This is a genomic window from Nostoc sp. NMS7 (assembly GCF_017115085.1).
Classification (GTDB): Bacteria; Cyanobacteriota; Cyanobacteriia; order Cyanobacteriales; family Nostocaceae; genus Nostoc.
This window is the reverse complement of sequence record NZ_JABXKJ010000164.1, coordinates 80,740-95,687: the sequence shown is the minus strand read 5'-3', so window position 1 is coordinate 95,687 and position 14,948 is coordinate 80,740. Positions and strand designations below refer to the sequence as shown.

At 44.1% G+C, this 14,948-nt stretch carries 12 protein-coding genes and 1 pseudogene; 9 read left to right on the top strand and 4 right to left on the bottom strand.

Going from position 1 to position 14,948, the window contains the following annotated elements; translation table 11 throughout:
- Nucleotides 1–305 precede the first annotated feature (305 nt).
- A pseudogene (gene rppA, locus HWQ38_RS17560) lies at nt 306–987 on the bottom strand (two-component system response regulator RppA).
- A gap of 549 nt (nt 988–1,536) precedes the next feature.
- Between rppA and HWQ38_RS17555 the strand changes: the two are divergent.
- Nucleotides 1,537–1,911: a hypothetical protein gene (locus HWQ38_RS17555; RefSeq protein WP_292795711.1), complete on the top strand. Its 375-nt coding sequence runs from the start codon at nt 1,537–1,539 to the stop codon at nt 1,909–1,911.
- Between the two features lie 229 nt (nt 1,912–2,140).
- Here the strand turns inward: HWQ38_RS17555 and HWQ38_RS17550 are convergent, their stop codons facing one another.
- On the bottom strand, nt 2,141–3,025 hold the full coding sequence (locus tag HWQ38_RS17550) for an aldo/keto reductase family oxidoreductase (protein WP_292795708.1): 885 nt from the start codon (nt 3,023–3,025) through the stop codon (nt 2,141–2,143).
- Nucleotides 3,026–3,418: 393 nt separating this feature from the next.
- Nucleotides 3,419–3,874 (bottom strand): SRPBCC domain-containing protein, encoded by a 456-nt coding sequence (locus tag HWQ38_RS17545; RefSeq protein ID WP_292795706.1) that lies wholly within the window; start codon nt 3,872–3,874, stop codon nt 3,419–3,421.
- A 210-nt stretch (nt 3,875–4,084) separates the two neighbouring features.
- Between HWQ38_RS17545 and HWQ38_RS17540 the strand changes: the two genes are divergently transcribed.
- The 5 genes from HWQ38_RS17540 (at nt 4,085) to HWQ38_RS17520 (ending at nt 8,853) form a co-directional block, all read left to right on the top strand.
- The gene (locus HWQ38_RS17540; protein ID WP_292795705.1) at nt 4,085–6,754 is read left to right on the top strand and encodes an HAD-IC family P-type ATPase; all 2,670 of its coding nucleotides are present in this window, start codon (nt 4,085–4,087) and stop codon (nt 6,752–6,754) included.
- A 252-nt stretch (nt 6,755–7,006) separates the two neighbouring features.
- A complete protein-coding gene (locus HWQ38_RS17535) occupies nt 7,007–7,210 on the top strand; it encodes a hypothetical protein (RefSeq protein WP_292795703.1) in 204 nt (67 codons plus the stop codon).
- A gap of 115 nt (nt 7,211–7,325) precedes the next feature.
- Complete coding sequence (locus tag HWQ38_RS17530) at nt 7,326–7,667, top strand: 2Fe-2S iron-sulfur cluster-binding protein (RefSeq protein ID WP_292795700.1); 342 nt, start codon at nt 7,326–7,328, stop codon at nt 7,665–7,667.
- Nucleotides 7,668–8,144: 477 nt separating this feature from the next.
- Entirely contained in the window at nt 8,145–8,543 is a 399-nt protein-coding gene (locus HWQ38_RS17525) for a phage holin family protein (RefSeq protein WP_292795698.1), read from the top strand.
- 118 nt (nt 8,544–8,661) lie between these two features.
- A complete protein-coding gene (locus HWQ38_RS17520) occupies nt 8,662–8,853 on the top strand; it encodes a YqaE/Pmp3 family membrane protein (RefSeq protein WP_292795697.1) in 192 nt (63 codons plus the stop codon).
- 300 nt (nt 8,854–9,153) lie between these two features.
- Here the strand turns inward: HWQ38_RS17520 and HWQ38_RS17515 are convergent, their stop codons facing one another.
- Entirely contained in the window at nt 9,154–9,954 is an 801-nt protein-coding gene (locus HWQ38_RS17515; protein ID WP_292795695.1) for a histidine kinase, read from the bottom strand.
- Nucleotides 9,955–10,149: 195 nt separating this feature from the next.
- Here HWQ38_RS17515 and HWQ38_RS17510 point away from each other — a divergent pair, with 195 nt between their 5' ends.
- The 3 genes from HWQ38_RS17510 (at nt 10,150) to HWQ38_RS17500 (ending at nt 14,855) form a co-directional block, all read left to right on the top strand.
- Entirely contained in the window at nt 10,150–10,374 is a 225-nt protein-coding gene (locus HWQ38_RS17510) for a hypothetical protein (RefSeq protein ID WP_292795692.1), read from the top strand.
- A gap of 119 nt (nt 10,375–10,493) precedes the next feature.
- Complete coding sequence (locus HWQ38_RS17505) at nt 10,494–11,516, top strand: aldo/keto reductase (RefSeq protein WP_292795689.1); 1,023 nt, start codon at nt 10,494–10,496, stop codon at nt 11,514–11,516.
- Nucleotides 11,517–11,621: 105 nt separating this feature from the next.
- On the top strand, nt 11,622–14,855 hold the full coding sequence (locus tag HWQ38_RS17500) for a CHAT domain-containing protein (protein WP_292795687.1): 3,234 nt from the start codon (nt 11,622–11,624) through the stop codon (nt 14,853–14,855).
- The last annotated feature ends 93 nt before the right edge of the window (nt 14,856–14,948 follow it).

The following is a 14,948-nucleotide window of genomic DNA, read 5'->3' as shown; positions in this document are numbered from 1 at the left end:
ATTTCCATTTTTGGAAACAATGCCTATTTTACAGCTATTCTAGCCTTAACTGAACCGTATTGGATTATAAATGACTCCAGCAAAGAGAATGAGAATGCACCCCATTGAAAGGGTAAACCAACGAGCTAAATTACGACGACTGCGGTTAAACACAACTCATGCTAATTCCTAATTCCTAATACTCGCCATTCGCGTAGCGTCTCGTAGAGAAGGCAAGAAGCAAGCTACGTAATTCGTAATTACAAGACTTTTCAAGTAATTGAACTACACTACTGCCTACTCTTTGTCTCAGCCATGATCAAATTTCAAGATGGTTCTGGAGGGTTGAGGCGATAGCCCATGCCGTAAACAGTTTCAATCCAATCTGCTGCTGCTAATGTTTGCAAACGTTGGCGAAGTTTACGAACTAGAACGGTGATTGCATTGCTTTCTGGCTCACTACCCCACTCCCATACAGCTTGTTCAATCTGGTTACGAGTCAGGACTTGCTTAGGATGACGCATGAAGATACTCTAACAACTGAAACTCTTGGCTGGAAAGGGATACAATCGCTCCTTGTCGCTCCAAAATTAGTGTATCGAGATGAAGTTGCAGGTCTAGCAAGCGGAGGATGTCCCCTTGCCAGAGAGGCGATCGCCTCCTCAATGCACGCACCCGTGCCATGAACTCCACGATATCAATTGGTTTAACGAGGTAATCATCAGCTCCGGCATCTAATCCTATGACTTTATCGGGTGTGGTATCTTTTGCCGTAATCATTAATACCGGAGCTGTTTTTCCCGCCGCCCGATACTGTTGACACAAACTCACTCCACTAATCCGAGGTAACATCCAATCCAAAATCAGCAGGTCATATTCTTTTTCAGCCAAAAGCCATTGAGCAGTTTCACCATCCTTGACACCATCGACGCTGTGTCCAGCCTGGGAGAGAACCATTTGCAGCGGCATTAATTGCTTTGGATCATCCTCTACCAGTAAGATTTTCATCGCTTTTGTGGGCTTGGGCTTATCTTAGTAAAATATAGCAGTTCTCACTTCGGTGCAATACAGTCGTCACCTCACCTCGCCTTTGACTGCCGTCAAAGTCTCCCCTCTCCGAACTTCGGCTACAATACTGTCTGCCGATGAGAACAAATCATTGCTTTAATAATGGGTTCGCCGAAATAACAAATGAGTTCGCCGAAATAGCAAATGAGTTCGCCGAAATAGCAAATGAGTTCGTCGAAATAACAAATGAGTTCGTCGAAATAGCAAATGAGTTCGCCGAAATAACAAATGAGTTCGCCGAAATAACAAATGAGTTCGCCGAAATAACAAATGAGTTCGTCGAAATAACAAATGAGTTCGTCGAAATAACAAATGCGTACGCCCTTATTGCAATAAACCTCTTGCACAAATATTAATAGACCCCCACGGGCATTTGCCCACAAAGAGAGCATAAAAATATTTTTTTCTGTTCCCTGTTCCCCGTTCCCTATTTTCAAGACAGAATGAAGGTGCGAAGTATAACCAAGCAAAATCACAGGCAGGTGTAGTGTGAAACGTTGGCTGCAAGGGCTGGGATTAGAATTTTGGTTGCCTCTACCACTAGTAGCGGTTGTGTTTTGGCTTGGCTGTAATTTCCTAGCTGCTCAAGAGTTAAGCCGACCCTACTCCACCGAGAAAAAACTTCAGTCAGATACTCAGCTTGAAGCACGGGTATCAGTCAATGTGTTGCTCATTAACGCCGCCGTTAACCGAACTAAGAGAATTACCCAGGTAGAAGTGGAAACAGCAGACCCCATCCTGAAGCGATTGGAATTAGAACTTCCAACAATAGAATTCAGTCAAATAGAAGCGACAATTGCTCAAGAACTAGGTCTACCCCGTGAGGATGTTAGAAAGTTAGTGCGCTATGAAGTTGTGGAATAACATTGATCCGATTTCAGGCTAGTCTGCCAAGGTAACCTTGAAGGAAAATCAGAAGCATTTTTGATTGCTAAAGCTTGTTCTGACCCAGCGTCTGGACGGGTAAGATGGACAATGCAACTTTTAGCAGACCACTTAATATAAGTTGGTATCGGGGAATTCGATTTCTGAGTACAAATCTTTATCAACCGTAATCAGAATACAGCCAAGAGTGTAATTTGTGCTGTCGTTTTTACTGACCGACGTTTGCGGCAATCTCGTTCAAATCGTTGACCGTTTGAGGAGGAAGCTGCAACGTTGCGGCTTTGAGGTTCTCGCGGAGGTGGTTGACGGACGACGTGCCGGGAATTAGCAAGATGTTCGGAGAGCGCTGTAGCAGCCAGGCGAGTGCAACCTGCATCGGCGTAGCGTTCAGAGACTTCGCGGCACCCTCAAGTGCCGAAGATTGTAGCGGCGTGAACCCGCCAAGGGGAAAGAACGGCACGAACGCAATGCCCTTGGCTGCAAGTTCGTCGATAAAAACATCATCCTCGCGATGAGCCAGGTTGTAGTGGTTCTGAACACAGACGATTTCGGTGATTGACTCCGCCTGCGTGAATTGTTGGGAAGTGATGTTACTGAGGCCGATGTGACCGATAAGACCCTGACGTTTGAGGTCAGCGAGTGTGGCGAGCGGTTCTTCGATAGACCCTTCAGAGGGTCTTTCGGTTCCTCCTACACGCAGGTTGACGACGTGGAGGGACTCTAGACCGAGGTTGTGCAGGTTATCGTCTACAGCAGCTTTCAGTTCTTTGGCTGAAAGAGCAGGGTTCCAAGACTGGTCCTCTTCCCGGCTAGCGCCTACCTTAGTAACAATGACCAACTCCTCTGGATAGGGGTGGAGCGCCTGTCGAATGAGTTGGTTGGTGATGTGTGGGCCGTAAAAGTCGGCTGTGTCAATGTGGTTGATTCCGAGCGCAACCGCCTCGCGCAAGACGGCGATCGCTCCATCGACATCGCGCGGTGGTCCCCATACATGGGGCCCAGCGAGTTGCATGGCGCCATAGCCCATGCGGTTCAAGGTTAGTGAAGTCCTTGGGAGCGTGAAATTGCCGCCGAGTTTCGTTTGCTCAGTCATCTTGCTTTGCCCTCCGAGTTCTAGATGTGGTGTACGTTGAACACAGGCGATTCTTTGCCGATCCATCCATGTCGGGAGACATGTTGTCAATTATTGTCCGCGATCGCTCGATCTATTTCTCCCTCTGAAGCCATCAGAAGAATGTTTGCGCGAGTGATGCTTCTTACCTTATTTACCTTTTTTAATTAACGTTTGCAATTAAGAGACTTCATCTTCACTCAATCAAATTCACAATATACTTCTTTACCATGCAATTTACTGATTTTTAAGTAGTTTATCACTAATATAAACTACTTAGTAAAGTTACCTTGGCAGACTACTAGTATAGTACAGTAAAAATTAACTATAGTTGAAAAAAGTTATAAAAGCTGATTATATAAACTTTCTGACCTCCTAACTTTTATTTTCAATGCGTTCTGCCTTGGTTTTCAATGTTTGGTTCATGGCTTCAAACCCTTGGCGAACTTCAATATTTAATCGACGAGCCAACAGAGGTACTAGTAAGCCCTGGAAAGATTCTTGCTGAATGAAGCGGACGCGTAGGCGTAGCCCATCGCTTGCTAACGGTTCAATGATAAAGCTATGTTCAACGTCAAATAACCCTGGCATCAAAAAGTGCCATAACCAGCGCAATTTGCGATTAGGTTCTACCGTAATCACAGTCGGTCGAAAGGTCATAATATCTGTACCCGGAGGCTGAAAGTGAACGGTTAGCTGTGCCCCTTCACTCAGCGAACCACTAATTTGACGAATAAACAGATTCCAATGTGGAAAACTGGCAAAATCAGTGAGTAGGTTCCAGACCTGCTCATCGGATGCCTGAATTTCGATTTCAGTGTATATTTTCATGGGTATGAGTTGATAGGAAAACCAGAATTAAAACGGTTATTCCTGCTAAAAATAACCCAATATATTATTGTCCTAGTACTCGACGAACCCAAAAATTACGGGTGAAGGTAGGTAGATAAATCAGAGGAAGTAGGGAGATAAAAGAACTTGATTTTCCTAGCATAAAATAAACCCCGCAAAGTTTCTTTGGTGAACTACGAGGAAACTAGATTGTTTCTTGTAAAGCAAACGTTAGCCAGCCATCCCGAAGCAGGTTTGACCGATGAAGAAGCTACCATGCGACACCAGCAGATGGGTGCAAATCAACTAACTAGTAAAAGTGGAAAAAGTCCTTGGCTACGATTTTTAGAGCAATTTAATCAACCACTACTATATATTTTGCTGACGGCGGGAGTGGTGACGCTGCTGCTGCGAGATTGGATAGATGCGGGAGTAATTTTTGGTGTCACCCTAATTAATGTCATCATTGGCTACATTCAAGAATCTAAAGCAGAAGGCGCGATCGCTGCTCTATCCAAAGCCGTCAATACCGAAGCAACTGTGATTCGCGATGGTCAAAAAACCCGTTTGGCTTCGACTGAACTTGTTCCTGGTGATTTGGTACTGCTGGCATCTGGGGATAAAGTGCCTGCGGATCTGCGGCTATTAAGTGTGCGTGGCTTGCAAATTGATGAGTCTGCCTTAACAGGCGAATCCGTTCCAGTCGAGAAAGCAAGGGCATCGCTGGCTGTCGAAACACCGTTAGCCGAACGAAGCAATATGGTGTATGCAGGAAGTTTCATCAGCTTTGGACAGGCAGAAGGGATTGTAGTAGCGATCGCAGATGCCACCGAAATCGGTCGGATCTCACAGCTAATTGAAAGCAGCACAAATCTGAAAACACCGCTAACACGAAATATTGACAAGTTTAGCAAAACCTTGTTGTATGTCATTTTAGGTTTGGCTGCTTTGACATTTGCAGTCGGATTAGGACAGGGCGAATCTTGGATTGATGTTTTCAAAGCGAGCGTAGCTCTGGTAGTCAGCGCGATTCCCGAAGGATTGCCTGCAATTGTTACCGTCACTTTGGCGATCGGAGTTTCCCGGATGGCACGACGTAAAGCAATTATTCGCAAGCTACCTGCTGTGGAAACCTTGGGAAGTACCACTGTTATTTGCTCTGACAAAACTGGGACGTTAACTGAGAATCAGATGACGGTTCAAAAGATTTATGCGGGTGGACAACATTACACCGTTAGCGGTATTGGTTATGCCCCAGATGGTGAAATCCTGCTGAATCAACAGCCTGTTGATTTCAATGCAGATGGACATGTTGCTCTTTGGGAATCCCTGGAAGCAGGATTGCTGTGCAATGATTCTCAAATCGAATGGGGAGATGGACAGTGGAACTTAGTAGGAACCCCAACCGAGGGAGCATTGATTACGGCTGCCAATAAAGTGGGATTGACGCAAGCGAATCTAGAGCAAGAATTACCCAGAATAGACACCATTCCCTTTGAGTCGCAATTCCAGTACATGGCGACTTTGCATCTAATTCATGCAAAGCGATCGCTGAATGTGATTTATCTCAAAGGTTCTGTGGAGGCGATTCTCCAACGATGCGATCGCATGTTCGATGCTCAAGGACAACAGGCTGCGCTCAATCCTGCAACAGTGGAACAGGAAGTTGCTCACATGGCAAACCAAGGGTTACGAGTGCTAGCCTTCGCCAGCAAAGAAGTTGCCACTAAACGATCCTTGGATCGCAATGATATCGATCAAGGACTGGTGTTTCTGGGACTTCAGGGCATAATCGATCCGCCTCGTGAGGAAGCGATCGCCGCAGTCAAAGCCTGTCAATCTGCTGGGATTCAGGTGAAAATGATTACAGGCGATCATGCACTAACAGCAGCTGCGATCGCCCGCCAAATGGGAATTTGCTCGACTGAAGAACAGGTCTTCACCGGACAGCAATTAGCTCAGATGGATGAAAAAGAATTCGCTAAAGCGGCTGAACAAGGCATGGTATTTGCGCGAGTTGCTCCAGAACAAAAATTGCATCTGGTAAAAGCGTTGCAGTCTCAGGGTGAAATTGTTGCTATGACTGGAGATGGCGTAAATGATGCCCCAGCTCTCAAACAGGCAGACATTGGTGTAGCGATGGGCATAGCCGGGGCAGAGGTTGCCAAAGAATCGGCGGATATGCTTCTCACTGACGATAATTTCGCCTCAATAGAAGCTGCTGTGGAGGAAGGACGAGGTGTTTACCGCAACTTGCGAAAAGCGATCGCCTTCTTGCTGCCGATCAACGTTGGAGAATCTATGACGATTTTGATTGCCATTCTCCTAGCAACCGTGCTTCCCATCTTACCAATCCAAATTCTCTGGCTCAACATGGTCAGTTCAGTAGCCTTGATTGCTCCCCTCGCCTTTGAGCTAAAATCTGGACAGGTGATGCAACAACCACCGCGCAACCCCAGAGAAAGACTTTTATCGGGTGGGTTACTCCAGCGCATCATCGCGATTTCCGTCTTCAATTGGCTGATAATTTTTGGGGTGTTTCAATCGGTACTTCAAACTACAGGCAATGAACCATTGGCGCGAACGATGGCAATTAATGGGCTGGTGGCGGCAGAAGTCTTTTATCTGTTAAGCATTAGCCAGTTTTTACCATCTCTAGTCGTGAGAATCCAAGGTAAACGCACACCCGTAGCCTATGCACCTGCGATCGGAATTGTGGTTGTGGTGATTTTACAATGTCTGTTCAGTCAGTGGAGCATGATGAATCAAGTGTTTGACACCACACCTTTGACATTTACCCAAGCTCTCATTTCTATAGGTGTAGGTTTGCCAGTAGTGTTCATAGCTCTCATCTTGCAGCGTTTCGATCCGCTCAACTAGGGATAGTGCTAGAGAATCTACTATAACGTATGGGTGAACTCACGAGCATTCTTATCCGGTAGTGGAATTGTCAACCTGATTTACATTAAAGGTTGCAAACTACTTGCCTCAACTGTTTGGCAAGACATCATTGCTAATCAAGTGTCGCCCTGACTTTTCACGGCATGTGGAAAAGGTCATTTTGATGGTTTCCCAAGCCCTGATTTCTCCCTTAGCTATTTTCATTAACTCATAGTTATTGAGAATAAATATGTGGAAAAAGCCACGTTTTTTGAGGGATTGAGGGCTTCCCGTGAAAAGTCAGAAATGTCGCCAGAGGAAGCAGCCGGAAATTGGGATTTGCCAGTATCTGCTATTTACGAAGCAATTCGTTACTGTGAAAGTCACAAAGAACTAATGAAACTGGAAGCCCAAGAAGAACGCTATCGCTTGCAAGAAAAAGGAATCTCACTTTAGCATACGAATTTAGCTAGATGAGGATTTTCAAACAAAGTATTTGGTCAATCTTCTTGTCCGAGATCCAAACACGTTAGAAAATAACAAAATGTGACTCTCAAATTAGAAACAGCAGATGGCAGTTTATCAAGTTCGATTCATCAATCCTACACTTGGATTAGATCGCACCATTCAAGTACCAGATGATCAATATATTCTGGATATAGCAGAAGAAGCTGGTATCCGCCTACCATCTGGGTGCAAACAAGGCGAATGTTCTGCTTGTGTGGCTAAACTCATTAGCGGTGAAGTTGATCAAAATGAGCAAAAATTTTTGCGCCCAACTGAAATACAGGCTGGTTATGTTGTTACTTGTGTAAGTTACCCTTTGTCTGATTGCACTTTAGAAACCCATCAAGAACAAGTCTTATATAAATCAGCCCTTTACTATCAGCCTGAGTTGGGAAAATCTCAGTGATTCTTACCCTCTGACATTAAATTAATCTTAAATTTGTAGGGTATGTGTAAGATAACGCACCTTTAAAAACATTGTCATTACCAACATTTCTGTAACACTCAAAGTGTAGCACTGACCCACATCCCACCCGGAACTTAAGTTCTGGGCTAATAGCTTAAGTCCACTTAAGTGGACTTAAATTTTCGCTTACATAAAGTCTAGTTATCTATATCGCTTAAAATCTTGTATTTAGTCCTCTTGAGAGGACTTTAGCTATTAGCTTTGGAATATATTCCCAAGCGGGATAGCAAGGAAGCGAGTAGCAATTACCTACATTCTACCCAGATGCATATATATTATAACCGCTATAGATTTCTCAATGATCGACCTAACGGTAGAAGCAAATTCTATCTTGCAAGAGAGGTTAAAACCTAGCAGATAGATAAAGATGAGATCAGAAGTTACAAACAATAAATCTTTAGTTATTAGGTCAAAAAAATGTTGACACCATTATTAACCGCCCTAGCTACAGCTTTGAGCCTGTTAATTGTTGATTTGGTTGTTCCAGGCGTTAATATTGCTAATTTTCCGGCGGCTTTGATTGCCGGTTTAGTAATTGGTCTAATTAACGGTTCATTTAAACCAGTTCTATCTACTCTTTCTCTACCACTTAACTTTCTCTCATTTGGAGCATTTTCGCTCATCGTCAACGGTTTTTGTTTCTGGTTAGCATCAGTGCTAGTTCCCGGCTTCTCCGTTAGTGGTATTATTGGTTTCCTTCTAGGTCCAGTAATTCTATCTTTTGCTAACACCTTTATCAACAACTACTTTGTTGAAAAAAATCTTTTAGCCGGCAGTGGTAATGTAAAAAATCAAGGTGAATTACCTTCTAGATAAGTATTAAAGGGAGTAGGAATAGCAATTTAGTCATGTCTCTACTCCAAATAAAATATCCGAAAGTGGATTTCCTCATTCGGCATATTCAAATTAAACAAAATCACCAAGTTGTAACATCATGAAATTAGTTCGTTTTCTTCTAGGTTTGTTAGTGCCTCCTTTAGGCGTATTTCTGACAGTTGGAGTTGGCCCAACTTTATTTATTAACATTTTGCTGACAGTTCTAGGTTGGATACCCGGTAGTATTCATGCAATTTGGGTTATTGCCAAGCATGAAGAACAACTTAATCAAGAGGGACATACTTACTAATACGTAACATTAATTTTAAGGACTTTAAATAGGGTGTAGAATAACCCCACCCCCAACCCCCTCCTCGCTCTTCGAGAGGGGGCTATGATGTACCTCACCTGATTAATAAACGCTATAGGTAGAACACCGGAACGCACCAATTTTTATGTATGGAATCTGCCGTTGTGTTAAGCGCATATTTCAAGATGATTTGTAAATAAAAATATTTCGGTAAAGCGCCTAATTTACCCTAATACAACATGGTGCATTACGGCTAAAGCCGTAATGCACCAGATTAAATCAATTAAATAGCAAAACAGTCTATTTATAAATAGTATCCCGCTTTTTCTCAGCAGAGTCCTTATCTTTGAACAAGTCAGCCGCCGTTAAGAGTAACTGTCTTAAGGTTTGTTTGATTTGCCGCTCTTTCCTGGCTACAGATGTACCAGCTTCACCTAGTTGCTCTTCTAGTTGCGATCGCTTTTCTCCTACCTGTGTAGCCAGAGACTCAGCTTGAGGACGAGCTTTATCATACCAGTGTTTCGCCTCGTCTAGATAATCTTGAACCTCTAGAGAACGTCCGCCATGACGTGCAGCTAAGTTAGCTCGGACAAGGGCTATCTGCGCTTGCAGTTGCGCGTAACGCTTCTTTAACAATCCGACTTCTTCACTATCTTTAATAGCATTGACAGCAGAATCAATTGCAGTTTTGGTACTAGCAGGTTTTTGCTTACCTGTCTCTTCAATCTCTGCCAAGATTACATCAACTTCTTGTTGGAGTTGCTCTTCCTCACCATCCAGTTGAGCCTGGAGCCGCTTGATATCTGTCTGAGTTTTCGCAATGCTTTCGTGTCTTTGACTATTAATTCCTTCTAGCGCTCCTTCAATGGAAGCTGTCACTTCATCTTTAAGTTCGCTACCTTTTTCTTGGAAGTTTTCAATTACAGCTGAAACTGCATCTCTAACAAGGCTACGAAGTTCACCCGAACCTTGTTTAAACTCAGAAGCTACTTGAGAAACTGCGGATTTCACAATTTCTCGAATCCGATCAGTTCTTAATTGTCCGGTTTCTTTGGCTTGTTGCAAATCGGCTTGAATTTGTTGTTTGATATTGTTAGGCATTTTCAACTCTGGGGATTTAACTAATTTGGATGGATAAAAGTTTCTAGAAATGTTCCTACACCCACATTATGGCGTAGTCTGATTTGGCTAGGCACTTCCTTTAGATAGAAAATAACAGCCCCAAAGAGGTGATGTGTAATATGTTGCCCATTTGTGAGATGATTAACATTTGTTGGTAGTAATTGAGAGTAAAATATGTGGCGAGTAAATATTACTTGTTCATCTGATGCCTGGAAGCATTATGGTACTGAATTTAAAGCGATCGCAGAGAAATATCAAGGTGAATTGATTGGTTCCAAAAAAATGCCAGATGGCACACGGATCATGTCCTATAAAATTGAGGATGTGAGTGATGCAGAAGCCTTTCAAGAAGATTGTGCAAATTTTACTGGATTTACAACTGACTTTGAATCCCTGTAGTATTGGTTATGACACTTATGCCTGCAACGAGTATGTCAAAATCGGGAAAGGTGGAGTGAAACAACTACTCTTCTCACTCCTAACTCCTAATTCCTAACTTCTCACTCCTAAACTTGAAAATGAACTTACCCAAAGCTAGCCGTCTCCAATTCACTCCCGATTTAAACATCTGCCGCATATTAAATGGGATGTGGCAAGTCTCCGGCGGACACGGATCGATAAATCCCCAAGCCGCTATTGAGATGATGTTCAAATATTTAGATGCAGGCTTTACCACTTGGGATTTAGCAGACCATTATGGCCCTGCAGAAGATTTTATTGGTGAGTTTCGCTGTGAAGTAATTGATACTCGTGGGAAAGATGCTTTATCTCAGGTGCAAGCCTTGACAAAATGGGTGCCTCGTCCAGGTAAAATGACGAAAAAACTCGTCGAGGAAAATATTGATATTTCCCTGAGAAGAATGAATGTAGAATCGTTAGATTTGATGCAATTCCATTGGTGGGAATATCAGGATAAAAATTATCTGGATGCTCTGAAATATCTGGCAGAACTTCAGACTGAGGGGAAAATTAAGCATCTAGGTTTAACTAATTTTGACACAGAACACTTGAAGATTATTACCGAAGCAGGCATCAAAATTGTTTCTAACCAAGTGCAGTTTTCCCTGATTGACCGCCGTCCCGAAGTTAATATGGTGGAGTTTTGTCAACAGCATGACATAAAACTTTTTACTTACGGTACACTGTGCGGCGGTTTGTTATCAGAAAAATATTTGGGGAAACCGGAACCGCGAGGATTTGATGTACTAACTACAGCTAGTTTGAAAAAATATAAAAATATGATCGATGGTTGGGGTAGTTGGCAATTATTTCAAGAGTTGCTGGCTATCCTGAAGGAAATTGCGAATAAGCATGGCGTAAGTATTTCTAACGTAGCAGTGCGTTACATCTTAGATCAGCCAACTGTGGCAGGTGTGATAGTTGGTGCAAGGCTTGGTGCATCTGAACATATAGAAGATAACGCCAAAGTATTTAGTTTTAGTTTAGATGCTGACGATCGCGATCGCATCAATGCAGTATCTCGGCAATCACGGGATTTGTATCAGCTGATCGGCGATTGTGGGGACGAATATCGGCGATAATAACTAAGCCTTTAGGAATAGCGTAAGCCTTTAGGAACAGGGCAAATCTTGATAAATTGGGTGATAATACGGTGAAGGTTATTGTGGAAACTATTCCGACAAACCATGCCCCTAAACCTCACCTTCGCCCTTAATCAACAGCAAACTTTTGAACTGCGCTTTCACAATGTTTCACGTCCCTTAGATAAAGCAGAGTTGGCAGCGCTGATTGATTTGTGTGAGCAAAATTACTATACTCAACAAACACTAGCCTTAACCGATCTCACACAGTTGGGACGTAAACTTTATCAATACCTGGATGGTAATGAGGGATGGCTGAGAAAGTCGCTAAATGAAGCAGATCAAACAATTTATCTAAATTTGATTCAAACCAGCCAAGCGCAGGGGTTGAAGCCAGAAACAGAACAAGTAGTGTTGGGATTAGCACATTTGCCTTGGGAATTACTACATGATGGTGCAGAGTTTTTAGTAGAACGCCGGGATATTTCCGTCTTACCAGTGCGTTCTGTGGAGCAGCGTCAAGCCCAAGTGATTGGCGTGCAAAATCGCCCATTGCGGTTGCTATTCATGGTGACTTCTCCTGAAGATCCCAGAGTTCCCCCACTCAGGTTTGAGCAGGAAGAAGCGAACATTTTGCAAGCAACTAAACAGCAGCCTTTGGTGTTGATTGTCGAGTCAAGTGGCTCAGTTGCAGAGTTAGCTAATTTGGTGCAATCCTATCCAGAAGACTATTTTGATGTCTTTCACCTCACCGGACACGGGATAATTTATACCAAAAAAGATTACGGTTATTTGCTGCCACAAGGTGCAACACTATCAGACAATACTCCTTGCTTGATCACTGAGGATGAGGTAGGGAATTTGCAACTAACTACCGTCAATAACTTAGCTAGAGCCTTTCGTGGACGCTGGCCGCGTGTAACTTTTCTCTCTAGTTGTGATCCGGGACAGGTTCCTAACAAGAAGACATTACCCTCGATAGCGCAGGCATTGGTAAAAGCAGGGGCAGGTATAGTTTTAGGCTGGGCGGCTCCGGTGTTTGACCGCACGGGTATTGTAGCAGCACAGGCACTCTATCGAGCTTTGGCGACAGGGGCAACTGTTGAAGCAGCAATCAAAAGGGCGCAACAGGAGATGATTGACAAAAAATGCACCGACTGGCATCTGTTGCGGATGTATCGGGATACGCGCCCCATTGCAGAACTGGTGACACCACTGAGAACAAGAAATCGTCAAAGGCTGAAGTTCACAGCCCCAGAGCCAGAATTTCTGGATGAGAATAATCAAATCAAAGTTGCCAGTCAGTTTGAATTTGTCGGACGCAGGCGACATTTGCAACGGTGTCTCAAGGCATTGCAGGAAACCAGCGACCAAATCGGTGTGTTTATTGCCGGGATGGACGGACTGGGCAAAAGTAGCTTGGCGGCGCAGTTATGTACGCGAGTGCAGGCGCAGCGCCCCAATTTTAGGCGAGTCGTGTTGATTGGCTCTCTGGATGAGTGGGGTTTGCTAAATCAGCTTTGCAATCAGTATCAGGAATTTGCAGATGTGCCCAGACTTTTGAATCAACCAAAAGTAACTCTCAAAAGGCGGTTGCAAAACTTCTTTAAAGCAATAGAAAATATCCACAACCAACCCTTGCTGCTAGTGCTGGATGACTTTGAGCAAAACATCCCCAACCCTAATATTGAAGATGGCTCATTGCCGATGACAGCAGAGGCTTACGAGATTTTAGAGGCGATTTGTGCAGCATTGGCAGAAACTGGGGCAGAAAGTCGGCTGATTGTTATCTGTCGCTATTTGAAGTCAGACACCTTGCCACCCCACCACCTGCACTTGGAATCTTTGGCAGGGATAAGTAGCAGTGATATTGAGAAAATCTGCTTTCCCTTAGATAAAAAAGTTAAGCAACATTTAAAAACTCAGCGGATTATTAACATTGCCAATGGCAACCCTGGTTTGCTGAAGTGGCTATTGGAGGTGATTGGGCAACTAGGACTGGCGGGGGATGAACTACTAAATCGGCTGGAGAAAACTGAGTCAAAGTTTCGTGAGCATATTTTGGCACAAACTCTGCTGGATGCCTTGGAACCGGAAGAACAAAAGTTTGTTGCCCAGTTGAGTGTGTTTCATCTGCCTGTGACAGAAGAGATAATTAGTGTCTTCATGGAGAATCTCTCCCCAACCCTCCGACAACCAGAGGGTAGGGTTAGATCACATTTCCCCAAGCTTGTCAGTTATGCGGGCATCCCAACTTTGCACAAATACTTGGCCAATAGAATTCGCCGCTACACAAGCCAAGGCCGCTCCGTCCCTTGGGCGGTAACTATAGAAGAAGTTCTGATACCTGGGTTGGGCTGCGCTAAGGTGGGTTCCCGGCGCTCAGACTTCTCTCTGCGCGAACTAAAGCTAGCCAATCTACTGCTTCACAGAAGCCATAAGCCCAACGTCTCCCCCACGAGAAAGCTAGGCAGGCTTTGTTTGCGTACCCCCAACAGCCTTTTAGTCTGTTCGCATAGCCTGTCCTTGACGGAGGGCATTTTGCACATTTGGGATGCTCCCATCAGCCTCAGCCTAGTGGAGTTCACCACCACTGACATCACCCAGCCAGCTAATTACCGAGTGGCGACAATTTTAGAACCCTTGCTGGAATCAGTATTAAGTGAGTCAGAGTGGCAAGCAACCCGACAGCAAGCGGTGAGGAAAATCTATCAAGTTTGGTGGGAGAACTCTAAGCAACGTACACAAACAGAAGGACTGGAAATTGTCCGTTTGGCACTGCTGGCAAGAGAGCAAGAAATTGCTATTAACGTTGGGGATTGGATTGCAACCCGTTGGGTGAATAGTTCGCGCTATGTGGAAGCTTTGGAGTTATGTGAACAAATCTTGGCAGTTTTTCAAGACTACCGCATCTTGGGAAGCATTGCCCGTGCCGAAGAGGTTTTGGGTTTTTTGCCAGAGGCTCTTGTTCATTTTCAGCAAGCCTTAGAGCTTTGCCCTCAACAGGACTTGCAAGAAAAAGCCACAACGCTACACCAAATTGCAGGGTTAAAAGCCCAACAAGAAGACATACTAAAAGCGATCGCTTTGTATAAACAGTCTTTGCAAATCAAAGAAGATATCAACGATGTCTTAGGGAAAGCCGCAACGTTACACGAAATGGCAGGGTTAAAAGCCGAACAAGGGGACATTTCCGGGGCGATCGCTTTCTATGAAGAGTCTTTGCAAATCGAAGCAGATATCAACGATGACCTAGAAAAAGCTGCGACGCTAGCAAACCAGTCTGACTGGGCGGGTGATATTGGAGATAACGCTAGGCAGTTAGATGACAATTTGTAAACTGGTGTCACACTTGCACAAATGCGTGCATGACTCAACGATCCAGAATTTTACGCGATCGCATTTTAAAATCCTTGAGGGCAACTGAACTTG